This window comes from Nonomuraea soli, assembly GCF_013761175.1.
GTDB lineage: Bacteria > Actinomycetota > Actinomycetes > Streptosporangiales > Streptosporangiaceae > Nonomuraea > Nonomuraea soli.
Map to the genome: position 1 here is coordinate 1,027,505 of NZ_JACDUR010000003.1, position 24,862 is coordinate 1,052,366.

The 24,862-nt window shown below is 71.1% G+C and carries 27 protein-coding genes; 17 read left to right on the plus strand and 10 right to left on the minus strand.

Annotation, left to right across the window (positions count from 1 at the left end):
• Positions 1-13: 13 nt before the first annotated feature.
• Genes HNR30_RS17815 through HNR30_RS17860 form a run of 10 tightly spaced genes read left to right on the plus strand, consistent with a single transcriptional unit; the run spans position 14 to position 8,057 of the window.
• On the plus strand, positions 14-706 hold the full coding sequence (locus HNR30_RS17815; protein WP_181610948.1) for a 2-keto-4-pentenoate hydratase: 693 nt from the start codon (positions 14-16) through the stop codon (positions 704-706).
• Entirely contained in the window at positions 706-1,101 is a 396-nt protein-coding gene (locus HNR30_RS17820) for a RidA family protein (protein WP_181610949.1), read from the plus strand. The genes HNR30_RS17815 and HNR30_RS17820 overlap by 1 nt, the downstream gene beginning before the upstream one ends.
• Positions 1,098-1,607: a 3-hydroxyanthranilate 3,4-dioxygenase gene (locus HNR30_RS17825; protein WP_181610950.1), complete on the plus strand. Its 510-nt coding sequence runs from the start codon at positions 1,098-1,100 to the stop codon at positions 1,605-1,607. Before HNR30_RS17820 ends, HNR30_RS17825 begins: the two co-directional genes overlap by 4 nt.
• Positions 1,604-2,575, plus strand: coding sequence for an amidohydrolase family protein (locus tag HNR30_RS17830; RefSeq protein ID WP_181610951.1), 972 nt, complete (start codon positions 1,604-1,606; stop codon positions 2,573-2,575). The genes HNR30_RS17825 and HNR30_RS17830 overlap by 4 nt, the downstream gene beginning before the upstream one ends.
• A complete protein-coding gene (locus HNR30_RS17835; protein ID WP_181610952.1) occupies positions 2,572-3,702 on the plus strand; it encodes an ABC transporter substrate-binding protein in 1,131 nt (376 codons plus the stop codon). Before HNR30_RS17830 ends, HNR30_RS17835 begins: the two co-directional genes overlap by 4 nt.
• Positions 3,699-4,556 (plus strand): branched-chain amino acid ABC transporter permease, encoded by an 858-nt coding sequence (locus HNR30_RS17840; RefSeq protein WP_181610953.1) that lies wholly within the window; start codon positions 3,699-3,701, stop codon positions 4,554-4,556. Before HNR30_RS17835 ends, HNR30_RS17840 begins: the two co-directional genes overlap by 4 nt.
• An 11-nt stretch (positions 4,557-4,567) precedes the next feature.
• Positions 4,568-5,500 carry a branched-chain amino acid ABC transporter permease gene (locus HNR30_RS17845; RefSeq protein WP_181610954.1) on the plus strand — a complete coding sequence of 311 codons (933 nt, stop codon included), beginning with the start codon at positions 4,568-4,570 and terminating at the stop codon, positions 5,498-5,500.
• Positions 5,484-6,221 carry an ABC transporter ATP-binding protein gene (locus tag HNR30_RS17850; protein WP_220133629.1) on the plus strand — a complete coding sequence of 246 codons (738 nt, stop codon included), beginning with the start codon at positions 5,484-5,486 and terminating at the stop codon, positions 6,219-6,221. Before HNR30_RS17845 ends, HNR30_RS17850 begins: the two co-directional genes overlap by 17 nt.
• A complete protein-coding gene (locus HNR30_RS17855) occupies positions 6,215-6,901 on the plus strand; it encodes an ABC transporter ATP-binding protein (protein WP_181610955.1) in 687 nt (228 codons plus the stop codon). The genes HNR30_RS17850 and HNR30_RS17855 overlap by 7 nt, the downstream gene beginning before the upstream one ends.
• Positions 6,888-8,057, plus strand: coding sequence for a kynureninase (locus tag HNR30_RS17860; protein ID WP_376771743.1), 1,170 nt, complete (start codon positions 6,888-6,890; stop codon positions 8,055-8,057). Before HNR30_RS17855 ends, HNR30_RS17860 begins: the two co-directional genes overlap by 14 nt.
• Here the strand turns inward: HNR30_RS17860 and HNR30_RS17865 are convergent.
• Positions 8,030-8,539: a hypothetical protein gene (locus tag HNR30_RS17865; RefSeq protein ID WP_220133630.1), complete on the minus strand. Its 510-nt coding sequence runs from the start codon at positions 8,537-8,539 to the stop codon at positions 8,030-8,032. The genes HNR30_RS17860 and HNR30_RS17865 overlap by 28 nt on opposite strands.
• 154 nt (positions 8,540-8,693) lie before the next feature.
• Here HNR30_RS17865 and HNR30_RS17870 point away from each other — a divergent pair, with 154 nt between their 5' ends.
• Entirely contained in the window at positions 8,694-9,266 is a 573-nt protein-coding gene (locus HNR30_RS17870) for a LysE family translocator (RefSeq protein WP_181610957.1), read from the plus strand.
• Here the strand turns inward: HNR30_RS17870 and HNR30_RS17875 are convergent.
• The gene (locus HNR30_RS17875; RefSeq protein ID WP_181611160.1) at positions 9,246-9,581 is read right to left on the minus strand and encodes an MmcQ/YjbR family DNA-binding protein; all 336 of its coding nucleotides are present in this window, start codon (positions 9,579-9,581) and stop codon (positions 9,246-9,248) included. The genes HNR30_RS17870 and HNR30_RS17875 overlap by 21 nt on opposite strands.
• Positions 9,578-10,597 (minus strand): DUF2293 domain-containing protein, encoded by a 1,020-nt coding sequence (locus HNR30_RS17880; protein WP_181610958.1) that lies wholly within the window; start codon positions 10,595-10,597, stop codon positions 9,578-9,580. Before HNR30_RS17880 ends, HNR30_RS17875 begins: the two co-directional genes overlap by 4 nt.
• A gap of 48 nt (positions 10,598-10,645) precedes the next feature.
• Between HNR30_RS17880 and HNR30_RS17885 the strand changes: the two genes are divergently transcribed.
• Together HNR30_RS17885 and HNR30_RS17890 are read left to right on the plus strand one after the other, a co-directional pair.
• On the plus strand, positions 10,646-11,494 hold the full coding sequence (locus tag HNR30_RS17885) for an FKBP-type peptidyl-prolyl cis-trans isomerase (protein WP_181610959.1): 849 nt from the start codon (positions 10,646-10,648) through the stop codon (positions 11,492-11,494).
• Positions 11,495-11,556: 62 nt separating this feature from the next.
• Positions 11,557-12,471 carry a hypothetical protein gene (locus tag HNR30_RS17890; protein ID WP_181610960.1) on the plus strand — a complete coding sequence of 305 codons (915 nt, stop codon included), beginning with the start codon at positions 11,557-11,559 and terminating at the stop codon, positions 12,469-12,471.
• A 39-nt stretch (positions 12,472-12,510) separates the two neighbouring features.
• Here HNR30_RS17890 and HNR30_RS17895 read toward each other — a convergent pair whose 3' ends face one another.
• Both HNR30_RS17895 and HNR30_RS17900 read right to left on the minus strand, forming a co-directional pair.
• Positions 12,511-13,215 carry a hypothetical protein gene (locus HNR30_RS17895; RefSeq protein WP_181610961.1) on the minus strand — a complete coding sequence of 235 codons (705 nt, stop codon included), beginning with the start codon at positions 13,213-13,215 and terminating at the stop codon, positions 12,511-12,513.
• A gap of 69 nt (positions 13,216-13,284) precedes the next feature.
• Complete coding sequence (locus HNR30_RS17900; protein WP_181610962.1) at positions 13,285-14,589, minus strand: NERD domain-containing protein kinase family protein; 1,305 nt, start codon at positions 14,587-14,589, stop codon at positions 13,285-13,287.
• A gap of 60 nt (positions 14,590-14,649) precedes the next feature.
• Here HNR30_RS17900 and HNR30_RS17905 point away from each other — a divergent pair, with 60 nt between their 5' ends.
• The 3 genes from HNR30_RS17905 to HNR30_RS17915 all read left to right on the plus strand — a co-directional run bounded on the left by HNR30_RS17905 (position 14,650) and on the right by HNR30_RS17915 (position 16,460).
• Positions 14,650-15,237 (plus strand): DJ-1/PfpI family protein, encoded by a 588-nt coding sequence (locus HNR30_RS17905; protein ID WP_181610963.1) that lies wholly within the window; start codon positions 14,650-14,652, stop codon positions 15,235-15,237.
• Positions 15,234-15,710, plus strand: a complete 477-nt coding sequence (locus tag HNR30_RS17910) for a MarR family winged helix-turn-helix transcriptional regulator (protein WP_220133632.1) — start codon at positions 15,234-15,236, stop codon at positions 15,708-15,710. The genes HNR30_RS17905 and HNR30_RS17910 overlap by 4 nt, the downstream gene beginning before the upstream one ends.
• A 93-nt stretch (positions 15,711-15,803) precedes the next feature.
• Positions 15,804-16,460 carry a response regulator transcription factor gene (locus HNR30_RS17915; RefSeq protein WP_181610964.1) on the plus strand — a complete coding sequence of 219 codons (657 nt, stop codon included), beginning with the start codon at positions 15,804-15,806 and terminating at the stop codon, positions 16,458-16,460.
• Here the strand turns inward: HNR30_RS17915 and HNR30_RS17920 are convergent.
• The 5 genes from HNR30_RS17920 to lanKC form a co-directional block, all read right to left on the minus strand.
• Complete coding sequence (locus tag HNR30_RS17920; protein WP_312894471.1) at positions 16,448-18,259, minus strand: prolyl oligopeptidase family serine peptidase; 1,812 nt, start codon at positions 18,257-18,259, stop codon at positions 16,448-16,450. The genes HNR30_RS17915 and HNR30_RS17920 overlap by 13 nt on opposite strands.
• Positions 18,256-19,989 (minus strand): ATP-binding cassette domain-containing protein, encoded by a 1,734-nt coding sequence (locus HNR30_RS47830; protein WP_246378655.1) that lies wholly within the window; start codon positions 19,987-19,989, stop codon positions 18,256-18,258. Before HNR30_RS47830 ends, HNR30_RS17920 begins: the two co-directional genes overlap by 4 nt.
• Positions 19,986-21,602, minus strand: coding sequence for an ABC transporter ATP-binding protein (locus HNR30_RS17925; protein ID WP_181610966.1), 1,617 nt, complete (start codon positions 21,600-21,602; stop codon positions 19,986-19,988). The genes HNR30_RS47830 and HNR30_RS17925 overlap by 4 nt, the downstream gene beginning before the upstream one ends.
• A gap of 66 nt (positions 21,603-21,668) precedes the next feature.
• The gene (locus tag HNR30_RS17930) at positions 21,669-21,800 is read right to left on the minus strand and encodes a SapB/AmfS family lanthipeptide (RefSeq protein WP_181610967.1); all 132 of its coding nucleotides are present in this window, start codon (positions 21,798-21,800) and stop codon (positions 21,669-21,671) included.
• Positions 21,801-21,828: 28 nt separating this feature from the next.
• Entirely contained in the window at positions 21,829-24,252 is a 2,424-nt protein-coding gene (gene lanKC / locus HNR30_RS17935) for a class III lanthionine synthetase LanKC (RefSeq protein ID WP_181610968.1), read from the minus strand.
• Between the two features lie 173 nt (positions 24,253-24,425).
• Between lanKC and HNR30_RS17940 the strand changes: the two genes are divergently transcribed.
• Positions 24,426-24,845: a sigma factor-like helix-turn-helix DNA-binding protein gene (locus tag HNR30_RS17940; protein ID WP_181610969.1), complete on the plus strand. Its 420-nt coding sequence runs from the start codon at positions 24,426-24,428 to the stop codon at positions 24,843-24,845.
• The last annotated feature ends 17 nt before the right edge of the window (positions 24,846-24,862 follow it).

Sequence of the window (24,862 nt, forward strand, 5' to 3'; positions counted from 1 at the left end):
TGGGAGCCGGCCGATGAACCTGGCCGAGCGGCTCGACGAGGCCTGCCGTACGGCCAGGCCGATCGCCCAGCCCACCGAGAGCTTCGACCCCTACGAGGTGCAGCGCGAGCTCATCGACCTCAGGCTCAAGCGAGGCGAGCGCCTCACAGGCGTCAAGCTCGGCTTCACCAGTGAGGCCAAGCGGGCCCAGATGGGCGTGCACGACCTCATCCTGGGCCGCCTGACCGACGCCATGGCCGTCCAGGAGGGCGGCACGCTCGACACCGCCCGCTTCATCCACCCCAGGGTCGAACCCGAGGTCGCCTACCTGGTCGGCGTGGGCGGCACGGTCGCCGCGGTCGCCCCCGCCGTCGAGGTGATCGACTCCCGATACGAGAACTTCCGCTTCTCCCTCGAATCGGTGATCGCCGACAACACCTCGGGCGCCGCCTACGTGCTCGGGCCGTGGCAACCGTACGACCCTGCCCGCTGGAACCTCGGCGTGCTCTTCCGCGCGGGAGGCGCCGTGCAGTACGGCTCGACGGGGGCGATTCTCGGCGACCCGCGCCGCGCGGTGGCCGAGGCGGCGAGGCTGGCGGGCGGGCCGCTGGAGGAGGGCTGGGTCGTGCTGGCCGGCGCGGCCACCGCGGCCGAGCCGCTGAGGCCCGGCATGCATGTCACGGCCGAGATCCAGCATCTCGGCTCGGTAGCACTGAGGAGCATCTGATGGCCCTGGCGACACCACGCGGCAGGTTCCCGCACGTCAGGCGGGCGGGTGACCACCTGTTCGTCTCGGGGACCAGCTCGCGCCGCCCCGACAACAGCATCGCCGGAGCCACGACGGACGAGCTGGGCACCACCGACCTGGACATCAGGGAGCAGACCAGGGCGGTGATCGAGAACATCGGCCGGATACTCAAGACCGAGGACGCGTCGCTGGAGGACCTGGTCCAGGTCACCACGTACCTGGTCAGCATGAACGACTTCAAGGGCTACAACGAGGTCTGGGCGGAGTACTTCGACGAGACCGGCCCCGCGCGCACCACCGTGGCGGTGCACCAGCTGCCGCACCCGCATCTGCTGATCGAGATCCAGGCCGTCGCTTACAAGGAGCGCCGATGATTCCCCCCATCGACTTCACCAGGTGGATCGAAGACAACGCGCACCTGCTCAAGCCGCCGGTGGCCAACAAGGTCGTCTTCGACCGGGCCGACGACTTCATCGTGATGGTCGTCGGCGGCCCCAACCAGCGCACCGACTTCCACATCGACCCGTACGAGGAGCTGTTCTACCAGATCAAGGGGAACATGCACCTGAACGTGATGACCCCGGAGGGGCCGCAGCGGATCGACATCCGCGAGGGCCAGATGTGGCTGCTGCCCGGCAACCTGCCGCACTCGCCGCAGCGCGAGGCGGACTCGGTCGGCCTGGTGATCGAGCGCGTCCGCGAGGAGGGCACGCTGGAGAAGTTCGTGTGGTTCTGCCCGAGCTGCGACCGGCCGGTGCACGAGGTGGAGCTGCAGGTGCGCGACATCGTCGAGGACCTGCCGCCGGTCTTCAACGCCTTCTACGCCGACGAGAAGGCGCGCACGTGCGACAACTGCGGAACGGTTCACCCCGGCAAATGATCATCGACGTCCATACACACTACGTGCCCCAGGGCTGGCCGGAACTGGGCTGGCCGGGGGCGCCCCGGCTGCGCGTCGACTCCGAGCGCGAAGCCATGATCGTTGTCAACGACCAGGATTTCCGCAAGGTCGGTCATGAGTGCTGGGATCCCGCGAGGCGCCTCGACGACATGGACGCCGACGGCGTCGACCGGCAGGTCGTCTCGCCCACGCCCGTCTTCTTCGGTTACGACAGGCCTGCCGCGCAGGGCGTGCGGATCTCGAAGATCTTCAACGACCTGGCGCTCGACATCTGCTCCGACGAGCGGCTGATCCCCTTCTGCCAGGTGCCGCTGCAGGATGTCGAGCTGGCCGTGGAGGAACTCGAGCGTTGCAAACGCCAGGGCCACAGGGGCGTCGAGATCGGCAACCACGTGGGCGACCTCGACCTCGACCATTTCGTGGAGTTCCTGCAGCACTGCGCCGACATCGGCATGCCGGTCTTCGTGCACCCGTGGGACCTGCCGGGCGGGCCGCGCATCGAGCGGTGGATGGCGCAGTGGATCGTCGGCATGCCGGCCGAGACCCACCTGTCGATCATCGCCATGGTCCTCGGCGGCGTGTTCGACCGTGTCTCGCGTGACCTGCGCATCTGCTTCGCCCACGGCGGCGGCTCGTTCGCCTTCTGGCTGGGCCGCCTGGAGAACGCCTGGCATCGCCGCCACGACGTGATCGGCACCTCGGAGCACCCGCCGAGCCACTACGTCGACCGCTTCAGCGTCGACTCGGTCGTCTTCGACGAGCGGGCCCTTCGGCTGCTGGTCGACGTCTTCACCGAGGACCGCGTGATGCTCGGCTCCGACTTCCCCTACCCGCTGGGAGAGTCGCCGGTCGGGCAACTTGTCCGCAACGCGGGGTTCCTTTCCGGCACCGCACGCGCAAAGATCCTCGGCAACAACGCTAGAACCTTCCTCGGGGAGTTCTCATGAGACACGCGGTGCTCGCCTTGCTGGTGCTGTCGGTCAGCGCATGCGGTGGCGCGGCGACCCAGAGCGCGGCCGACGACTCGACGATCAAGGTCGGCGCGATCGTCTCGCAGACGGGCGTCTACTCCGCCCTCGGCGACGACATGGAAACCGCCATGAAGCTCTACCTCGAAGGGCACGGCAACAAGCTGGGCGGCAAGCAGGCCGAGCTCATCGTCGCCGACGACGCGGGCAACCCGGAGACCGGGCAGCAGAAGGCCAAGCAGCTCACGCTCGAGAACAAGGTCGATGTGATCACCGGCCTGATCGCCTCGCCCGTCGCGGTCGCGGTGGCCAAGGAGGCGGGCGCCCAGAAGACGCCCGTGGTGATCGCCAACGCCGGAGCCGACGCGCTGGGCGGTCCCGGCGTCTTCCGCGTCTCCTACACCAACTACATGCACGGCTACGCGGCGGGCAAGTACGCGGTCGAGGCCTACGGCAAGGAGGGCGCGGTGCTCATGGGCGCCGACTACTCCGCGGGCACCGAGACTCTCAAGGGCTTCGAGGACGGTTACACCAAGGCGGGCGGCGCCAAGCCGATCAAGCAGATCCTCACCCCCTTCGGCAAGACGCAGAACTTCCAGCCGTACCTGAGCCAGATCCCCTCCGAGGCCAAGTTCCTCTACACCTTCTACGCCGGTGGCGAGGCGATCACCTTCGCCAAGAACTTCAAGCAGTTCGGTTACGACTCCAAGATCAAGCTGCTGACCTGCCAGAACATCACCGACGAGGACGTGCTGCAGGCCATCGGCGCCGACGCCGAGGGCATCACCAGCGTCGGCCTGTACTCCCCGGCGCTCGACAACCCGGAGAACGCCGCCTTCGTCAGCATGTGGAAGGCCAAGACCGGCAAGAACCCGTCGGTGGTCGCGCTGCAGAGCTGGGACGCCATGCAGCTCATCGACAAGGCGGCGGCCGCGGGTGGCAGCCTGTCCGACGCGCTGGCCAAGGTCGGCGAGATCAAGAGCCCGCGCGGCACGTTCACCCTCGACGCCGACAAGCACAACCCCGTGCAGAACTGGTACGCCCGCACCTACGAGGGCGGCGTGAACAAGGTCGTGGCCACCATCCCGCCGGACCCCGCATCGTGAGTCTGCTCGTCACCGCGTTCGACGGCATCGCCTTCGGATGCCTGCTCTTCGTCCTGGCCGTCGGGTTAACCATGATCTTCGGCCTCCTGGACGTGCTCAACCTGGCCCACGGCGCCCTCTACATGGCAGGCGGCTACCTGGCCTTCCTGGTCATCGGCGAGGTGCCCACCTCGCTGGCGGTCTTCATCGGCGTCGCCCTGCTGGCCGTGGTCGCGGGCCTGGTGCTCGGCGGCGGCCTGTCGGTGGCGATCAGGCCGCTGACCAGGCGCGGCCATTTGGACCAGGCGTTGCTGACCATGGGCCTGGCCATCCTGCTGTCGGAGTTCCTGCTGCAGGTGGCCGACCGCGGTTTCCACAGCCTGGCCGCGCCGCGCGGGCTCGACGGCAGTATCGCGGGCAGCTACCCGGCCTACCGGGTGGCGGTCATCGTGGCCGGACTGGCGATCGCCGGGGCCACCTTCTGGATCTTCGAGCGGACCAGGGCGGGCGCGCTGGTCCGCGCGGCCGTGGACGACCCCGAGATGCTCGCTGCCTCGGGCGTCAACGTCAGGCGCATCCGCCTGTCGGTGGTGCTCGCGGGTTGCGCGCTGGCGACTCTCGCGGGGGTGCTGGGCGGGCCGCTGCTCAACCTGCGCGCGGGGCTCGACACCGAGGTGCTGGTCCTGGCGCTGATCGTCATCGTGGTCGGCGGGCTGGCCTCGATCCGCGGCGCGGCGCTGGGCGCGCTCCTGATCGGGCAGGTGCAGACGCTCGGCGTGGCGCTGGTGCCGGAACTGGCCGCCTACCTGCTGTTCGCGGTCATGGCCGCGGTGTTGTTGTGGCGCCCCGCCGGACTCTTCGGGAGGGCGACATGAGGGAGAGCGTCATGAGGGGAGGCGACGCGCGCATGAGCCGCCTGACGAGGAGGCTCGCCTTCGCGGCCGCCCTCGTCCTGCTGGCTGCCATGCCGTACATGCTCGACGCCTATCGCCTCGACCTGCTGGCCGGTGGGCTCGCCTACGGGCTGATGGCCGCGAGCCTGGCCTTCCTGGTGGGGCACGGCGGGCTGCCCTCGCTCGGCCACGCGGCCTTCCTGGGCGTCGGAGCCTACGCCGCAGGGCTGACCGCCAAGCACGTCACGCCCAACGTGGCGCTCCAACTGCTGGTCGCGATCGCGGCGGGCGTGCTGTTCGCCCTGCTCACCGGATGGTTCGCGGTGCGCACCAGAGGCTTCTTCTTCCTGATGTTCACCCTGGCCATCGGCGAGATCGCGGTGCAGGCGGCGACCCGCTCCACGCGCGTGACCGGCGGCGACAACGGCCTGGCCGACATCCCGCCGACCGGCCTGGACGTGGTGACGTTCTACTGGTGGGCGCTGGCGGTCGTCGCGGTCGGCTTCGGCGTGCTGGTCCTGCTGCGCGACGGCCCGCTGGGCCGCTCCATCGCGGGCGCGCGCGAGAACGAGGCGCGCATGGCCGCGCTCGGCTACCACGTGACCGGCGTACGGCTGGCGGCCGTGGTGATCGCCGGGGCGGTCTGCGCGGCAGGGGGAGCGCTGGTGGAGCAGAAGGACACCTTCGTCGCACCCACGCACCTGGAGATCGGCGTATCGGTGCTCTTGCTGATCATGGTGCTGCTCGGCGGGCGTCAGACGCTCATCGGGCCGCTGATCGCGGGCGTCGGTCTGATCGTGCTGCGCTCGGTCACCTCGACCGCGCTCGGCGAGCTGTGGTTGCTGGTGGAGGGCGCGCTGTTCGTGATCTGCGTCTACCTGCTGCCCAACGGACTGCTGGGGAGGCGACGTGCTCAGGCTGCATGAGCTGACCATGCGTTTCGGCGCGCTCAACGCCGTCGACGGGGTGAGCCTGTCGGTGGGCGAGGGGGAGCGGCGGGCGCTGATCGGGCCGAACGGCGCGGGCAAGTCGACGCTGTTCGCCATGATCGCGGGGGCGCTGAGGCCGTCGGGCGGCACGATCGAGTTCGACGGCCAGGACGTGACCGGGCTGCCCGAACATCGGCGCGCGCGGCGCGGCATCGCCAGGACCTTCCAGCACAGCAGCCTGTTCGCGGGGCTGAGCTGCGCGGAGAACGTGGCGCTGGCCGTACGGGCGCGGCGGGGGCTCGGGATGAGGGCGTGGCTGGGTAGTGGGCGAAATATGGATATAAAACGGGAGGTGACCGGCTACTTGGACCTCATGGAGCTCAGCGAAGAAAGACCAGCCGGCGCCCTGTCCCACGGTGAGGCACGCAGGCTGGAGGTGGCCATGGCCCTGGCCCAGCAGCCCAGGCTGCTGCTGCTCGACGAGCCCGCGGCGGGCATGTCGTCGGCCGAGAGCGCCCGCTTCGCCGAGCTCATCCAGAACCTGGACACCACGCTGCTGATCGTGGAGCACGACCTCGACGTCGTGTTCGCGGTCGCCTCCCACGTGACCGTGCTGGCCTCCGGCAAGGTCATCGCCGACGGCTCGCCCGCCGAGATCAAGGCCAGTGCCGAGGTCGAGCGGGTCTACCTGGGTACGGCCAAGGAGATCTGGTGCTGACCGTCGAAGCGCTCACCTCCGGTTACGGCCAGGGCCAGGTGCTGCACGAAGCCGCCATGGAGCTCCCGCCGGGCAAGGCGGTGGCCGTCCTCGGCCGCAACGGCGTCGGCAAGACGACCTTCGTGCACACCCTCATGGGCCTGGTCAAGCCGTGGAGCGGCTCGATCAGGCTCGGCGACGACGAACTGGCCGGGCTCGACACCCGGCAGATCGCCCGGCACGGCGTGCGGATCGTGCCGCAGGGGCGGCGCGTCTACCGCTCGCTGACCGTCGAGGAGACCCTCGCCATATCCTCCGGACCGGGGGAGTGGACAATCGAGCGGGTCTACGAGTTGTTCCCCTCGCTGGCCGCCCGTCGCGGCCACCGGGGCGACCAGCTGTCCGGCGGCGAGCAGGAGATGCTCGCCATCGGCAGGGCCCTGCTGGGCAACCCCCGGCTGCTGCTGCTCGACGAGCCGTCTGAAGGCCTGGCGCCGCTCGTCGTCGAGGAGCTGGGCCGGGCCCTTTCGAGCCTGGAAGGCATGTCGATCATTCTGGTCGAGCAGAACCTGCACCTGGCCGTGGCCGTCGCCGACGAGGTGCGGTGCATGGTGAAGGGCAGCTTCGTCTACCAGGCCACGACCGCCGAGTTCCGCAGGGACCCGGCTGCTGCGAAGGAGTATCTGGGTGTTGGATCGTGAGGCCTGCGCCGCGCTGGACGAGGCCGATCCGCTGGGCGGCTTCAGGGACGAGTTCGTGCTGCCCGAGGGGGTCGTCTACCTCGTGGGCAACTCCCTGGGCGCCATGCCCCGCCGTACGGCGGAGCGGGTGGCCCGCACGGTCACCGAGGAGTGGGGGCGCGAGCTGGTCGGCGGCTGGAACAGCGCGGGCTGGTTCGCCCAGCCCCTGACCACCGGCGACCGCCTAGCGCCGCTGATCGGCGCCGGTCCCGGCACGGTCGTGGTCGGCAACACCACCTCGATCGCCGTCTACCAGGCGGTTTCCGCGGCCCTGGGATTGCGGCCGGGCACGATCGTGGTGGACCGTGCCAACTTCCCCACCGACAACTACATGATCGAACGGCTCGGCCCGACACGGGACGTCTCGGAGGGCTTCGAGGGCGCCGCAGTGGTGCTGCTGGCCGAGGTCGACTACCGCACCGGCGCCCGCTACGACGTGCCCGAGGTCACCCGCCAGGTCCACGAGGCCGGCGCGCTGATGATCTGGGACGTCTGCCACAGCGTCGGAGCGCTGGAGGTCGACGTCGCCGAGGCGGACTTCGCGGTGGGCTGCACCTACAAGTACCTCAACGGCGGACCCGGCTCCCCGGCCTTCCTCTACGTCAACCCGCGCCACCACGAGGCCGCCCAGAACGTGCTGCCGGGCTGGTACAGCCATGCGGAGCCGTTCGCCTTCGAGCCCCGCTACCGGCCGGCGGAGGGCATCAGGCGCTTCGCCGTCAGCACCCCGCACGTGTTGTCGTTCGCCGCCCTGGAGGCCTCGCTCGACCTGTGGGACCAGGTGGCCGTGGCCGATGTGAGGCGCAAGAGCACGATGCTCACCGACCTCTTCATCGACCTGGTGGGCGACCGGCTGGAGCTGGCCTCGCCGCGCGACGCCGAGCGGCGGGGCAGCCAGGTCAGCTTCCTGCACGACGACGGCTACCCGGTGATGCGGGCGCTGATCGACCGTGGCGTGCACGGCGACTTCCGCGCGCCCGACATCCTGCGGTTCGGTTTCGCCCCGCTCTACACCCGGTTCGTCGACGTCTTCGACGCCGCGACGATCATCGGCGAGGTCCTGGAGAAGGAACTGTGGCGCGACCCCGCCTACCGCAACCGTCTGGCGGTCACCTGAGCGTCCTTGAGATGCCGGCGGAAGTCGGAGGCGCGTGGGAGGTCGGAGCCCTCGTCGGCGTGGGCGTAGACCATCACGTAGCGGCCCTGTCTCGCGACGACGGCGCGCTGGCCGTGCAGCGTCGGCCGCGCGCCGTGGTGGCTCTGCATGGCCACCCTGAGCGCCTCGTCGCCCACCTTGACCGAGGTGCTCGTCCACACCTGGTCGCGGCCCACGCCGCTGCCGTCGTCGGTGCGCGCGCAGCGCACCAGGGCGCCGCGCAGGTCGGCCATGGCCTGCTTGGCGGCCTTGACGTTGCGGTAGCGGGCGATCTCCTCCAGTCGTGAGAAGGCCGGGTCGTGCTTCTGGGCGTTGGCGACCTCGACCCGGCCCGCGGCGCCGAGCCGGGGGTCTCCGCAGGGGTTGACCCAGTGGGTCTCGCGCGGAGCCTCGGTCACGGGCCAGTCGGCGTGGAGCAGGGGCAGGGCCAGCAGCAGAATCATCATGTCCGGTGTGACGGGTCAGAGCGTGCTAACTGTTCCGATAGCATCTTGATGCCCACAAGGCACTTTTGTTGTTGTTTGCCCGCGTTCCGTGCGGCCTGCACACCCGCGGGTTCCTCGGAGCGCGCCCCCAGCTCTCCGGGAGATCCCCGCCATGCTGCTCACCTTCACGGTGACCGGACTGATCATGATCATGATTCCAGGGCCGGACGCCGCGCTGATCATGCGCACCTCCATCAGCCACGGCCGCGCCGCGGGACTCCGCACGATGCTCGGCGGGCTGATCGGCCTGACCGTCCACGCCGCAGCTGCGACAGCGGGGCTCTCGGCCCTCCTGGCCGCCTCGCCGACCGCCTTCGCCATCCTGCGCTGGGCCGGCGTCGCCTACCTGCTGTGGCTCGGGGTCCAGGCGCTGCGGGCCCGCGGACGCGCCGCGGAGTCGAGCGCGCCCACCGCGCGTCACATCCGCAGCGGGCTGCTGTCGAACCTGCTCAACCCGAAGGTCCTGCTCTTCTTCGTGACCTTCCTGCCGCAGTTCATGGCCACCGAGTCGCCCGTGTTGCTCTCGGCGATCTTCGCCGGGCTCTACGCGCTCTGGTTCACCCTCTACATCCTGGTCGTCGACCGGCTGGGCGCGCTGCTGCGCACGCCGCGCATGCGCCGCCGCATCGAGCGGGTGACCGGCGTGGTGCTCGTCGGCTTCGCCCTACGCCTGGCCGTCCAGTAGTTTCACCAGCCGCTTGGGCGCCACGTTGCGGTAGCTCTCCTCGACCCAGTCGCGCAGCACCTCGAAGCCCGGCGCCTTGGAGTAGGGCACGCTGACCCAGCCCGACTTGCCCAGCCCGTAGCCCGCGGGCTCGGCGCCCTCCACGGTCATGGCGTGGCCGTGCGCCTCGCTGGTGAGCTTCACCGTGAACCCGTCGGGGGAACCCAGGAAGACGAAGATCTTCTTGGCCACCTTGGCCACGGTGTCGCCCTCCCAGGGCTCGTCCTCCCAGGCCTCGGGCAGGCTCAGGGCGAACTCCAGCAGCCGTTCCCTCATCTCCACGAGGCGAGCTTAGCCTCGATCTTCTCGCGGATCCGCTCCCGCGCCAGCATGCGCGGGACCCCCTGCATCAGCAGGGTGTCGTAGTCGGTGTCGAGGTGGCGCACGGAGGCCACCACCGCGAGGGTGATCGCGTTCTCGTCGAGCACCTTGGCGGCGGCCGTGCGGCCCACCCGGCCGCTGCCGCGCCGGCCGGCGTGGCGGGCGATCTCCTCGGCGCGCCCGTCCGGGCATCCGGGGAACAGCCGGGCGATCTCGGCGGCCATCCGGGCCTGGTACTCCTCGTCCTGGTGGTCGCGCCGCTCCCGGTCGCGGTCGCGGCGGCGCAGCCGCACCTCCTCGTCGGCCAGGCACTGCTCCTCGGCCAGCGCCAGCGCGGCCTCCTCCACCAGCACGCCGACGCGCTGGTAGATCTTGCGGCGCCGGTTGAACTCGACGACCACCGCCGACAGGGTGCTCTCCTTCTTGGCCCGGCGGCTGAGCGTGGCGTTGCCGGCGGGCAGCAGGACCAGGTGGTCGAGGTCGGTGCAGGTCAGGCAGTGCGGCCGCTCCTCCTCCATGATCAGGTAAGGCCCGGTCTCGCCGCAGTCGGCGCACGTCCACGCCTTCTGCGGCACGACCACGACCAGGTCGGGCACCTTCTCGGCCGTCAGCTGCCTGACCCTGGCCTCGCTGAGTTCGGCGGAGAGCCAGTGGGTGCGGAAGGCCTCCTGGTCGCCCTCACGGGTGAAGCGCAGCTCGCGCCGGTCGCGGCTGCCGGAGAGGTACGGCACCGCGGCGGGCCTGAGACCCTGGGCCCGCGCCCAGTCGCGCAGGAGCGCCGCCGCCTGAACCATGCGCTCGTCGTCGACCGCGGCCAGCTCGGAGAGCGTGGCGGCACGCCCCTGCCGCCAGGTGTCGACATGGCGTGTGTGCAGCCAGCGCAGCCCGGTCACCACGTCGAGGAAGGTGACGTGCTTGCGGGTGGCCAGGGCGATCTCGGCGGCCTTGGCCACCCGCACGGTCAGGCTCATGGCCCCAAGCTTGCCGTATCCGGAGTTCTCGCAGGCGGGACCGGGGAAATGCCGACAACCGTGCGTGCGACATGTCTTGCCCTGCTCCTGGCCACCGCCTCCTGCGGTCTGGGCGCGAACCAGGCGATGCCCATCGTGACCGGCCGGGTGGGCGCCAAGCCCGTCATCCACCTGCCCAGTGCCAGGCCGGAGGGCAGGACGCACACGATCTCGGTGCTGGAGGAGGGTTCGGGGCGGCCGTCGCGGCGAGGCGACGTGGTGCTGACCGATGTCGAGGTCCGCCAGTGGACCGGCAACGAGCCGTACCTGAACACCTACGACACCCACCAGCCGACCACGGTCGTCTTCGACGGCGAACACGTCTCCAAGACGTGGGAGGAGGCCCTGATCGGCAGGCGGCCGGGCAGCAGGGTGCTCCTGGTCAGCCCGGCGGTGACGGGCTTCGGGCCTGACGGCCCGCCGGCGAACGTCGATCCCGGCGACACCCTCGTACTGCTCTTCGACGTGCTCGGCGGCTACGCGCCTGACGCGCGCCTGGAGGGGCGGAGCCTGCCCGCGGTGCCCGACGATCCGCGTCCCGGCGTGCCGGTCGAGGGCAGGGGCGAGGTCGTACGGCCCGGCGCGCGGCTCGTGGTGCAGTATGTGGGCGCCGACCTGGCCTCACGGCAGGTCTACGACTCCTCCTACCGGCGTGGCGGCCCGAACGCCGTCACGCTTCTCCCCGGAGCGGTGCCGCCTGGCTGGCTGGAGGCGCTGGTGGGCGAGCGGGTGGGCAGCCGGGTCGTGCTCACGGTGCCTGCCGCACGGACCAGGGGCTTCGGGATGACCACGGGCGGCATGGGCGTGCCCGAGGGCCGGGATCTGATCTACGTGGTGGACGTGCTCGACCAGCTCTGACAGCAGCATGATACCTATGTGTCACCGAATGATCACTTGTTGTAACAATGGAGGGTCCAGCCATGAAATGGGGCACTTTCGCGCGCCGCGGCGGGCTCATCGGTGGCCTCGCCGTCGCAGCCGCGGCACCATCGATCACGGCGGCGGCAGCACAGCAGGCGGAGCGCTCCGCCGACGACTGGGGCACCGTCGTCGCGGACGGCGGCTGCGTCCAGGCCCACTCCTGGATCGTCCGGGTCAAGGGCCTGGCGGGCCTGGTGGACACCACGCTCTACGGCGCCCACTACCCGGCCATCCCGGCCGCTCCCGAGGAACGCAGCGGTGGCAAGGGCCTGATCGACCTGGCCTTCCCGCGCGGGCCCGGCCTCGGCAGGGGCGGCGCCCTGTTCACCCGCGCCCTGGGCCACAGGCTGCCCGGCGAGGAGGGCGTGCCCCGGCCGGCCCCGTGCAGCGCCTACGCCGAGGCGGGGGGCTCCGAGATCACCGTCGGCATGCCGTTCGTCCCGAAGGTGCTGGGCAGGGTGATCCAGCCGCCCATCGGCGTCCACGCCGAGCGTGTCCAGGTCCGAGCCGTGACCACGCCCGAGGGGCCCGTGACGTTCAGCGGCGAGGTGGCCGCCGCCTCCATCTCGTCGTTCGGCAAGAAGGTCATCGACGTGCCGGTGCAGTGGCCCGTCAACTTCGGCGTCCGCATCCCGGCCGACCTCACGCGACCGGCCATCGCGCAGGCGGTCACCAACGAGCAGGTCACGACCGACGCCAGGGGCCGGCCGACCGAGCGCGACGGGAGGTACTTCTTCGACCCGCTGGCCAAGAGCGGTTACGTCAACGCCGCCCACGCCACCCTGCTGGGCCTGAACGCGGCCGACGCGACCGTGGGCCACGCGGCCGTGCTGCAGACCGGGATCCCGGACGCCGCGCCGCCGAACGTGACACCTGTGGAGCCCGCGCCGGTCGACCTGCCCCCGCCGCCCTAGACGCACGACGCGCGAATGAGCCCCGCCCCCGTGCGGGGCTCATTGTTCGGCGCGCAGCAACCGGATGAAGGCCTTCAGGCCGGTGATCACCTCGTGGTTGTCGGCCATGCCGTTCACCGTCTCGGCGAAACGTTGCGAGATGCCGTTGACCTTGCGCTCGGCGTCGTAGACCCGTCCCTGGAGCATGGCGATCTCGTCGCGCAGGTGGTCGTTCTCCTCCGCCATGCGCCTCAGCTCCTGCTCGTGCCGCTGGACGGACTCCCGCATGGTCAGCACGTCGTCGCGCGGGTGCGTCGTGCTCGTCGACAGGCTGGTGATGCGGCGGCGCAGGTGGCCGAAGTAGGCGACGGCGGGACGGAAGAGGGTGCTGAGCAGGTAGAACCCGGCGAAGTAGTAGCCCACCTGGCTGCCGGAGAAGTAGCTGATCACCCCCACCACGACGGCCGAGAGCACGTGGCCGACGATCGCCAGGCGCAGCATGCGCTGGGCGATCCTGCGCGCCTCCTCCTCGTGGTGGGCGTCGATCTCGATGCCGCGCCTGCGCGACTCGGCCATGCCGCCCACCGCGCGCAGCGCGCCGAAGTACAGGTTCCACGGGACGATCAGCAGGCCGACCAGCCAGGCCAGGCTGACGAAGCCCAGGGCGAGCGAGAGCAGGGTGGACAGGGGTACGTCGAGGAAGATCAGTAACCAGATCGCGAAGAGCGCCACCACCACCGTGACCGGAAATATCCAGAATCGCATGGAAGAGAGTCTCGGCCTCGGGCCTGCGCGTCAGTAAGCGCCCGGATACTCAGTTACCCATGAGTAGCCTCAGTCGCGACGGAAGAGCCGCTTCCACCACGACGATTCCGGCTGGGGTTCGGCGGCGGGCTCGTCGAGCGCCGCCAGGGCCTGCGCGGCCGACGGCCGGCGGGCCGGTGACACGTCGAGCATGCGCGCCACCACCTCGGGCGGATCGGCCAGGAACCGTTGCGCGATCACCCCTGCCGCGTAGACGTCGGAGGCGGCGTTCATCAGGTCGGGGCGGTTCTGGCACTCGGGCGCCACGAACTGCGTGTCGAGCACGTTGCCGAGCTCGTGGGCGACGGTGTAGGCGCGCGGGCCCGGCTTGGCGTAGTCGAAGCCGGTGAGCATCGCGTGACCGTCGTCGGTCACCAGCACGCTCGCCGGCGTCAGCGCGCGGTGGATCACCCCGTGGGCGTGCGCGTGGACCAGTCCCGCCAGCATCTCCCTGATCACGCCCTGGCCCACCTGCCTGCGAAGCTGGAGCGCCTCGCCGTGCACGTCGTCGAGGACCAGGACGAAGCGGCTCTCGTCGTCGATGGCGAAGAAGTCGCGCGGGCGCACCACGTTGGGGTGCGGCGGCAGGATGGCCAGCGACTGGTAGGCGTTGGCGATGCGCTGCAGCTCCGCGGCACGGGTCGCCTTGTCGGCCATCGGATCGGCCTGGTAGACGCGCAGCAGCACGGTCTGGCTGCCGGGCAGAGTGGCGTTGAAGGCGCGATACTCGGTGACCTTGGCGTCGCCGCCGAGCTCCTCCTCCACCTCCCAGTGGCCGAACCTGGGCGCGGCCGTGCTGCGCCGGACCATCGCGTTGAGCGAGTCGAGGATGGCGCCGCGGTAGGACCTGGCGTCGGTGGTGCCGCCGCGGCGCACCCGCCGCACGTCGCCGAGGGTGTCGATGAGGCCGGGCAGGCCGCTCACGTGGCCGGTGTCGCGGTTGTCGGGGTCGACCAGCTTGGCGTCGGGCGCGGTCAGCACGACAAGGCTGTCGACGTAGACCCGCTCCAGCTCGCGATGCTTGTCGACGAGCAGGCCCTTGATCGCCCTGGCGGTGCCGCGGAGCTTGACGGCGGGCGAGCCGTACGCGGGGCTCCTCGACGGGAACCAGCGCGGGCCCGCGACCTCGATGCGGCCCCTGGTGCCCTTCACGTCGATCACGACCAGCGAGTGGCCGGTGATGACCAGGAGGTCGACCTCGAAGACGTCGTCGCCGCGAGGGACCTCGACGTTGTGCAGCAGCAGCCAGTCGTCGGGCGCGTGGTCGCGCAGATGGGCGATCACGCGGCGCTCGGCATCGTTGACCGGGCGCCCGCCTCCGACGATCTCTGCCATGGGGATCATCTTCGCATGTTTTGGATTGACAACATGCTGTCCAAATGACAGCATGTTGTCATGAACACGATCTACATGGGTGTGTACGACGGCCTGTCCGACTGGGAGTTCGGCTACGTCACCGCCGGGCTCGCCGAGCAGCGTGTCGTGACCGCCGCCCTGACGCTCGACCCCGTCTCCACCATCGGCGGGCTGCGCGTGCTGCCCGACGTGCTGTTGTCCGACGTCCAGCCGTCCGGCTCGTCGATGCTGGTCCTGCCCGGCGGCGAGCCGTGGGAGAGCGGCGACTCCTTGGCGCCGTTCGCCGCCAAGGCCGCCGCCTTCCTCGAAGCCGGGGTGCCGGTCGCCGCGATCTGCGGCGCCACCCTCGGCCTGGCCCGCGCCGGACTGCTCGACTCCCGCCCCCACACCAGCAACGCGCCCTTCTACCTCGCGATGGCCGAGAAGTACGCCGGGGCGGAGCACTACGTCGACTCCCCGGCGGTGACCGACGGCGACCTGATCACCGCGGCCGCCTATGCTCCCGTCGAGTTCGCCCGTGAGATCTTCGCCAAGCTGGAGGTCTACCCTCCGGTCGTGCTCGACGCGTGGTACCGGCTGTTCGGCAAGAAGGACACGTCGGCCTGGGAGGTACTCTCCTCCGCATGAACGGACCGCCGTCCCCGTACCCGCACGGCCCGATGCTGACCGACGCCGCGCTCACGGTCTACCGGCTCAACGGCCAGTTCCTCGCCCTCGGCGACGCGCTGGCCCGGCCCGCCGGCATCACCGTGGCCTGGTGGCAGGTGCTCAGCGCGGTCCTCGGCACGCCCATGTCCGTGGCCGGCATCGCCCGGCTGCGGGGCCTGACCCGCCAGGGCGTGCAGCGGGTGGCCGACCTGCTGGTCGACAAGGGCTTGGCGGAATACGAGACCAATCCCGCCCACCGCCGTGCCAAGCTCCTGTGCCCCACGGCGGCGGGCCGGGCCGCCATCGAGGCCATCGACCCCGACCTGGAGGCGGCCGCGGACCGGGTGATCGGAGCGCTCGGCCATGAAGGCCTGCTGGAGGTCGTCGACGCGCTCAAGCGGCTGTCGGCCGCGCTGGAGTTCGATCCGGCCGACCTGAAATCGATGCCGTAACCCGAGTCAAGGTCCTTTACTTCCGAATCCCTTGCGTTCCCCCACCGATCTAGCTGATAGTGACCATCTGTGCACAGATCGTTGGGGGTAGCTGTGACGAGGATCCTGCTTGCCGAGGACCTGCACCTGATCAGGGGAGCACTCAAGGCACTGATCGACGCCGAGCCTGACATGGAGGTCGTCCACGACGTCGACAACGGCAACGACATCGTCAAGGCCGCCTTACACTGCCGCCCCGACGTGGCCCTGGTCGACATCGCGCTGCCAGGGCTCGACGGCCTCACCGCCGTCGCGGAACTGCGCCGCGAACTGCCGTCGTGCCGGGCGGTGATCCTCACGGGCCTGGCCACGCCCACCGCGCTGCGCCGGGCGCTCGCCGCCGACGTGCAGGGCTTCATCGTCAAGGACGCCAGGCCAGGCGACCTGACCGCGTGCATCCGCCGGGTGATGAAGGGGGAGCGGGTGATCGACCCCGAGCTGGCCGTGGCCGCGCTCAAGGCCCCCGAGAACCCCCTGACCGCGCGGGAACTCGACGTGCTGGGCGTGGTGGCCGAGGGGGCGACGATCGAGGACGCCGCCGTACGGCTGTGCCTGTCGGACGGCACCGTCCGCAACTACATGTCGCGCATCCTGATGAAGGTAGGGGCACGCACCAGGGTGGAGGCCGTCGAGATCGCCAGGGAGGCGGGCTGGTTGTGGCCCGCCTCCCTGGGACGTTTCGGCCTCATCCGATGGCGTCAGCGCAGGTGATGGCGGAAGAAGGCGAGCAGATCGGCGGCCAGCTCGACCCCCCTGCTGTAGGCCCGCCGCCCGTGACCCACATGGCGCTCGCGCCGCAGGTAGACGTGCTCGGCCCCCGACTCCATCATGGCCGCGTACATCTTGCGCGCGTGCATCGGATCCACCCGGGTGTCGCCCTCGAACACCGTGAAGAGCGTCGCCGGATACCGCACCCCCGGCCGCACGTGGTGGTAGGGCGAGTAGGCCATCAACCACTCCAGCTCCTCGGGCACGTCGGCCGAGCCGTACTCCTGACGCCACGAGGCGCCCATCCCGAACAGCTCGTAGCGGGCCATGTCGAGGACGGCCGCCGACATCACGGCCGCGCCGAACAGCTCGGGACGCTGCGTGATCGCCGCCCCCACGAGCAGCCCGCCGTTCGACTCGCCGCAGGCGCCCAGCAGCGACGGCGTGGTCCAGCCCCCCTCGATCAGGAGGGACGCGGAGGCGACGAAGTCGTCGAAGCTGTTCTGCTTGTCGGCCCGCATGCCCTGCCGGTGCCACTCCTCGCCGCGCTCGCCGCCGCCCCTGACCCCGGCCAGCGCGAAGACACCTCCTGACAGCACCCACGGCAGGATGTAGGTGGAGTAGGCGGGGGTGAGCGGGATGCCGAAGCCGCCGTAGCCGTACAGAATGGTCGGCCGCGGGCCGGAGTCGCCCGGCCTCGACAACACCAGCACCGGCACCCTCGTGCCGTCGGCGGAGATCGCCTCGACCCGCTCGGTGTGGATCTCGGTCTCCATGATCGGCGTCTCGCCGGGATAGCGCAGCACGGTCGAGGGCGTCACGTAGTCGGTGTAGACGAACCACGCCTCGTCGCCGCGCACGCTGATCGGCCCCACGGAGCCCGGCCCCGGCAGCGGCACCTCTCCGATCCTGGCCCCGCTCTCGAGATCGTGCACGGTCACCTCGGACACCGCGTCGCGCAGCCAGGCCACCAGCAGCCGGGTCTCCAGCACGGCGAAGCCGGCGAACACCGCCTCCGGGTCCTGCGGCACCAGCTCCCGCCACTCGGCGGGGTGCTCGGGATCGGCCACGCACAACCGGCCGAGCGGCGCGTCGCGATCGGTCGCCACGTACAACCGCCCGTCGGGGCCGACCGCCGCCACCGTGCGCGCCTGGACCCCCTCCTGTACGGCCTGCGTCGTGGACTCCGGCAGGTCGATGATCCGCACGTCACGGTCCTGGGCGACGACGAGCCAGCGCCCGTCGCGGCTCAGCCCGATGCCCTGGCCCTTGCACACCCGCTCCTCCGGCCCGCCGATGCGGCGCAGCCAGACGGCGCCCTGCCGCACGTAGTAGAAGGCCTTGCCGTCGGGCAGCCAGGCCACCGGGGAGTAGCGGCACTCGTGCACGGGACCGTCGACGATCTGGCCGGTGTCGGCGTCGACGACGTAGAGCGCCGAGCGCTCGTCGCCGCCACGCGACAGCTGGAAGGCCACCTGACGGCCCTCCAGGTCGGGCTGCCAGTCGTCGAGCACCGTGGCGCCGCTGGGGTCGAGCAGGTTCGGGTCGATCAGTGCCTTGTCGTCGCGGTAGAGCACGGCGTGGTCCTGCCAGGCCGCGCGCCTGGTGATGAACTGGTGCTCGCCCCGCCACATGGGCGCCGACACCTCACCAGCCGCCGACATGGCCCTGATCTGGGCCATGGCCTCTTCGCGCCATTCGAGCCGGTGGACGTGGCGATGCCAGATGTCGTCCTGACGCAGGCTCCAGTCTCGGGTCTCCCGGCTGCTCGGGTCCTCGAGCCAGCGGAAGGGGTCGTTCACGCGATCCTCCAGTGTCCTACCAGGTCGGCGTAGAGAGGGGAGCGGTCGAGCAGATCCTCGTGGGTGCCGAGCATCACGCCGGTGCCGTCCATGACGAGCACCCTGCGGGCCCGGACGGCTGAGCTGATCCGGTGGGCGATGACGACGAGCGTGCCGCCGCGCCGGGCGAAGGCCTCCTCGGCCCGTGCCTCGGCGGCGGCGTCGAGGTGGCAGGTGGCCTCGTCGAGGATCACCAGGCGGGCGGGTGACAGGTAGGCGCGGACGAGGGTGATCAGCTGGCGCTCGGCGGGTGACAGCAGCGCCGGGTCGACGTCGGCCTCCAGCCCGCCCAGCCGGGCGACCAGGTCCTCCGCCCCGACCGCGCGCACCGCGGCCATGATCTCGCCGCAACCCAGGTACATGAGGTTCTCCAGCAGCGTGCCCCTGAAGACGTAGGCCTCCTGTGGCACCAGGACCCGGTTGACCGGGTCGATGAGATCGGCCCTGATGCCCCCGACCAGCACCCATCCCGCGTCGGGCGACAGCAGCCCGGCCAGCAGCGAGGCCAGCGTCGACTTGCCGATGCCGCTCGGCCCGACCACGGCCAGGTGCTCGCCTTCGGCCAGGTCCAGGTCGAGCCCGTCGAGGACCGGCTCGGCGTGCGGGCCGTAGGCGAAGCGCACACCGCGCAGGCGGGCCCCGCCGCTGCGCCCTCCCTCCAGGACGGAACGCGGTGGCGGGACCGGCGCCGATTCGAGCACGCGCCCCAGCGAGACGCCCAGCCGTACCCCGTTGGCCCCCAGGCCCTCGAACAGGTTGCTCAGCGCGGGCACCAGCGACTGGGTGACGTAGGTGAGCGCGCCCAGGACCACGCCGGGCCCGGCGCCGAGCGAGGGCGCGCTCGCCAGGACGATCACGACCGGCAGCCAGCCGCCCACGGCCAGGGTGAGGGTGCGCGCCCCGGTGAGCCCGGCCAGCCGCGTGCCCGCGCGCGCCTGGGCGTCGACGCGGGCGACGACCTGGTCGCCGATACGTTCCTCCGCCCCCGCGGCGCTCACGTCGCGCAGCCCGGCGGCCATCGCGGTGACGGACTCCGCGGTGGCCTCGTCGGCCAGCAGGAAGGCGCGGTGGCGGCGGGCCAGCGCGGGCAGCGACGCGGCGAACAGCGCCAGTCCCGCGACCACCGGCGGCAGGATGAGCACCACCAGCTCGGGGACGAGAGCGGCCAGCCCGATGATGACCCCGGCCAGGCTGAAGACGAAGGAACGCAGAACGGTGATCACCGCGGCCAGGGCGTCGCGGGCCAGCTCCACCTGAAGGTTCGTACGGGCGAGCGCGGCGGTGTCGCCGTCGGCGCGGTGCAGCACGCCGGCCACGACCCGGCTCAGCAGCGCCTCGCGGAAGGGTTCCACCAGGCCCGCGATCGTCACGACGACCTGGCGGGCGCCCACGGCGCCGACCACCCAGGCGGCGCCCAGCGCGCCGAGCCAGAGCAGGCCCGTCACCGGCTCGCCCGCCGCGAAGCCGTCGTCGATGGCGTGGGCCAGGACGATGCCCAGCGCCGCCATGGGCAGCGCCTCGACCACCGACCAGCCGGCCAGCGCCCACAGCAGCCGCGGCCTGGAGCCGAGGACCTGCCGGACCAGCGTCAGGCGGGGGCCGCCGCGACCGGCCGGAAGCCTCAAAGGAGCGCCGCCGCGACCGGCCAGGGGCCTCAGGAGAACGCCGTCGTGACGGGCACGGAGCCTCATGCGAACACCGCCCGGTAACGCGGGTCCTGCCACAGCCGCTCGTGGGGTCCCTCGGCGCGCACCCGGCCGTCCTCGAGCCAGATCACCCGGTCGGCGGCGGCGGCGGTCGCCACGCGGTGGGTCACGATCAGGCGCGTACGGCTGTCGCGTGACAGGGCCCGGCGCACCTGGTGCTCGGTGACCGTGTCGAGGCTGGAGGTCGCGTCGTCGAGGATCAGCAGCCGCTCGCCCTGCGCGAACGCGCGGGCCAGGCCGAGCCGCTGGCGCTCACCGCCGGACATCGGCGCCCGTGCGAGCGGGGTGTCGTAGCCCTCGGGCAGGCGGCGCACGAAGGCGTCGGCTCCGGCGTGCTCGGCCGAGCGGATCACCGGCGCCTTGCGGCCGTTCAGCGCGATCGTGCCCGCCACGGTGTCGCCGAGCATCGCGGGCCGCTCCCACGCGTAGCCGACCGCGCCGCGCAGCGCCGCGCGGCTCAGCCACGGCAGCGGCACCCCGTCGAGCCTGACGGTGCCCCGCTCCGGGTCGGCCATGCGCCCGGCGAGCTCGGCCAGGCGTGACTTGCCCGATCCGCTGCGCCCGACGATCGCCACGCAGCTGCCGCCCATGATGGCCAGGTCCAGGCCGTCGGTGCCGCGGATCTCCAGGGTGCCGGGTCCCGGCGGCAGCTCGCTCCTGCCGTACCTGGTGGCGGGCTCGTCGAGCAGTTCGGTCACCCGGGCGGCGGCGGCGCGGGCCCTGGCGAGCCCGGCGAGCTGCCCCACCGCCGAGCCGAGCGCGGTGCCGAGCACGACGTAGCGCGCGGCCGCGTAGAGCTCGCCGACGCTCAGCTCGCCCGCGGCCAGGCGGAATCCGGCCATGCAGAGCACGACGATCTCCAGGAGCGGCACCAGCAGCCCGGCACGGACCGCGGCGTCGGCGTTCGCGCGCCACAGGCCCATGGCGTGGGTGCGCAGCCGGGGCAGGACGTGGAGGATCCGGCCCGCCTCGCGTTCCTCCGAGTGCGCCGCGGCGATGGTGCGGGCGCCCTTGATCGCGTCGAGGAAGCGGCCCGCCAGCTCGGCCTGGGCCTCCTGGTATCCGGCGGCCAGGTCGGTGGAGGTGCGCAGGAACGCCTTGAGGATGAGGGCGATGACGACGAGGCCGGCCGCCAGGGCGACGGCCAGCCAGGGATCGATCACGATCAGGAGGACGAGGGCGCCCGCCGAGGGGATCAGCAGGCTCAGGCCGGAGACGATGGAGTCGGGGGCGCGGCCGGTCTCCTCGGCGTTGAGCCCGATCCTGGTGGCCAGGTCGCCCTCGGTGAACCGCCGGGTCAGGCGTGGCCCCACGCCGAGCACGTGTCGTACGGCCCGGCGGCGTACCCAGGCGGCGGCCCGCGCGCCGCTCGCGCCGGAGGCCCACGCGGCCAGAGCGTCGCAGCCGACCAGCGCGGCCGCGGTCACCGCGGCCAGCACCGGCCAGAGGCTCTGGCCCGGGGTGTCGACCGCCTTGCCGATCAGATGGGGGAGGGCGAGGAGGGCCACGGAGGTGACCACCGACGCCAGGGCCAGCAGCATGGTCCAGACGCCCGCCTGTCGCAGGGTTCTGGTGACCAGCCGGTCCGCCGCCCGCACGCGGCCTCCCTTCGTCGGACGAAACCCGGAAGCCCTCACCGAGGGCTCCCGGGAATCGGGTTTCGCCTAGTGGCAGAGCAACAGGCTGAGGTTGCTCGGGGTGTAGGAGTTGCATCCCAGGACGGTCAGGGTGGAGCCGCCGCCGTGGCCGTGGCCGCCGCCGGGAGCTTCGAGGGTCTGGAGGTCGAGCAGAGTCATGATCGTTACCTTTCTGGATGGAATGCTCTTACTTGGCCGGACAAGGGCTGGACCCGGTCACACCTCCTGAGGGGTCGAGGAATGGCAGGGACGCACCGCTGAGCGCGAGCAGGATGCCCGCGGTGCCCGTTGCGAGATCCATCGACAACCGCAGGAGCTGGTTGCCGGGGAAGGCCAGGCCGCCCATGAACGGCAGGGCGTGCCAGGCGAGGCCGGAGACGAGCCGATCGAGATCGTCGCCGGGTCCTTGCAGGGCGCGAAGCGCGGCGATCATGCCGGCCCGGCCCGTGAACAGGCCAGGCTGGACGAAGTAGCGTCCGCGCGTGACGAGCATCGTGTCGGCCAGCGCCCGCTCGAACTCCTCGTCGGAGTCGTGGCGGAGATACCTGGCGATGACCAGCGCGATGCCGATCGAGCCCTCGTCGAGGTAGGGCAGCGTGCGCCAGCCCTGGTTGACCTGGAGCGAACCGTCGTCGGTGCGCACGCACCTGCGCAGGTCCTGCCTGATCGCGGTGCCGGCGAGCTCCAGGAGCCGCGGGTCGCGTGATCGCTCGTAGGCGTGGAGGAACAGGAGGGCGACACCGGACGAGCCGTACATCAGGCCGGCGCGGGGATGGTCGCCGCCGCTGATGCCGGGGACGTCGTCCGGGCCGCCGAGGCGGTCGGCGGCGAGCTCGACGATGCCGCCGGCGTCGAGGCCGAGGCGCATTCGCGCCAGGCCGATGCCCGCGAGGCCGCCGAACAGGTCGAGCCCCAGGTGCCCGACCTGTTCGCAGCGCCCGGCCAGCTCTCGCGCCGCCTGGTGGTGGCCGAGCTCGTCGAGGACGTAGGCGACGCCGTGCAGGCCGTCGTAGAAGCCGCCGACCTCCGGATCGGTGTGCCGCCGCAGCCAGTCGAGCTGCTCGTCGGTGGCCTCGCCCATGGCCAGGAGCACCCCGGCCGCGCCGTAGGCGAGGCTCGTTCCGCCGCCCGGCTGGAACTGCGCCGGGTCGCCGGGGAAGAGCCTGTCGGTGCGATCGAGGGTCTCGCTGGACCGGATGGCCGTCCGCAGCCTGGCCGGGCTCAGCGGTGGCGGGCCGGCCATGGTCCTGACCGCCTGCCGGACGAACTCGGCCGGCACGGGGAACTGCTCCAGGATCAGCTCGGCCAGGTGGAAGACCTTGCCGCGGTCGAGCGGCAGCATGATCGTGGTCTGCGGCGCGAAGAGGTTGAGCCGCATGCTGGCCAGGGCGTACCGGTCGACGTCGAGGCCGCGCCAGCCGCGCGGCGCGGCGTAGGCGGGATTGGCGAGCGTCGCGGTGGCGTCATCGGCCGCGAGGGAGGAGACCTCGTAGTCGATGAGCACCACCCGCCGCTCCCGGGTGATCAGGATGTTGTTGGGGTGCAGGTCGCCGAAGACGACGCCGCGCTCGTGGATGGTGGCGACCGCCCGCTCGACCCGCTCGGCGGTCTCGACGGCCCAGGCCGTGTAGCCGGCCAGGTCGCGATCGTCGAGCGGGAAGCGCTGGACGATCTGGCGTTGCAGCGGGTTGCCGTCGACGAACTCCATCACGATGAACTCGTGGTCGCCCAGCGAGAAGCTGTCCTTCAGCCTGGGCACGGCGTCGAGTCCCTGGAGCTTTTCCAGGATCGCCTTCTCGTGCCTGAGCCTGGCGACGGCGTCGCGGCGGGCGGTGTCGAGGCCCGCGTGGGGCCTGGCCTCCTTCAGGACCACCTGCCGGCCGTCGCTCCTGTCGGTGGCCAGATAGACGCCGCCGCCGTTGGAGAAGGCCAGCACGCTCTCGATCTCGTACGGCAGGCCCTGCGTGGTGACCGCGTTGCGCGCCGCGAGATGGGGTTCGAGGAAGGCCGGCAGCTCGATCCAGGCGGGTACGGCGAAGCCGGGTCCGCGCCTGTCGGGGACCAGGTCTCCCTTGTCGTTCTCGATGGCCAGGACGAGCCGGCCGTCGTCGCCGAGCACCTTCCTGGGGACGAACCCTCCGTACCTGACGTACAGGGGGCCCTGGCCGTAGCGCAGATCGCTGAGGATGTACGGCCCTGGCGTGCCGGTCAGGAGGCCGTCGAGCTCTTCGAGGGTCTCCTTGAGCTGGACGTCGTCCTTGGGGTAGATCGTGACGAGTTTGCCGCTGGAGCCGCGGTCGGCCGCCTTGCTGTTGAGCATCGCGACGACCGTGCGGCTGCGCAGGAACTTGAAGGGGATCTTCCGCGACACGCAGTAGTCCCACACGGTGGAGATGACCCGCTCCGCGTCGTCGAGGCCGGCGCTGGCGTGGATCTTCCAGCCCTGCGCGGGCAGGGTCTGGCCTTCTGGGGCGTAGTGCATCCAGGTGTCGGTGGGGGCGTGGAGCCAACCCTCCGGGGTGGATTTGGTCGGATAATCCGCCCTTTCTTCTGAAAAGGCATCATAGAACAGCGGATTTGCAAGGCAGTGAAGTTCGTACTGTTCTAACAACCTTGCCTCCTTAATTCGCTGTTTACTCCTGCAATATTTACGGATAACCAGAGCTGTTCCTAGTGAGATTTTCACCGGTCACCGGTGAGGAATTAACTAGGCAATAAATGGCGCTGCCGAATTGTGTGGCTATTTCCGTGTCACGTTCCGGCCCCGTGCTCCGTCATGGGGGCATGGACGACTCCTTCCTCGCAGAGCGCTTCGCCGCCGACCGGGTGCACCTGACCGCCGTCGCCTACCGGCTGCTCGGCTCGCTCGACGACGCCGACGAAGCCGTGGCCGAGGCATGGGAGCGCGTGCGTGTCCAGGACCCCACGTGCTGGTTCGCCAGCGTGGTGGCCAGGGTGTGCGTCGACCGGCTGCGCGGCGCCCCGCCCGCCACGGCGCCCGTCGCGGGGTCAGGATTGTCGGACTCGGTGCAGCTCGCGCTGCTGGTGCTCCTGGAGACCCTGCCCGAGTCGGCCAGGCTCGCCTTCGTCCTGCGCGAGCTGTTCGCCGTGCCGTACGAAGAGGTCGCCCGGATCCTGGGACGGACCGTTGCCGAGGTGGAGGAGCTGGCGGACGACGCACGACGACACGTCAGAGGGGGATAGCCCGCGCGGTGATCCGC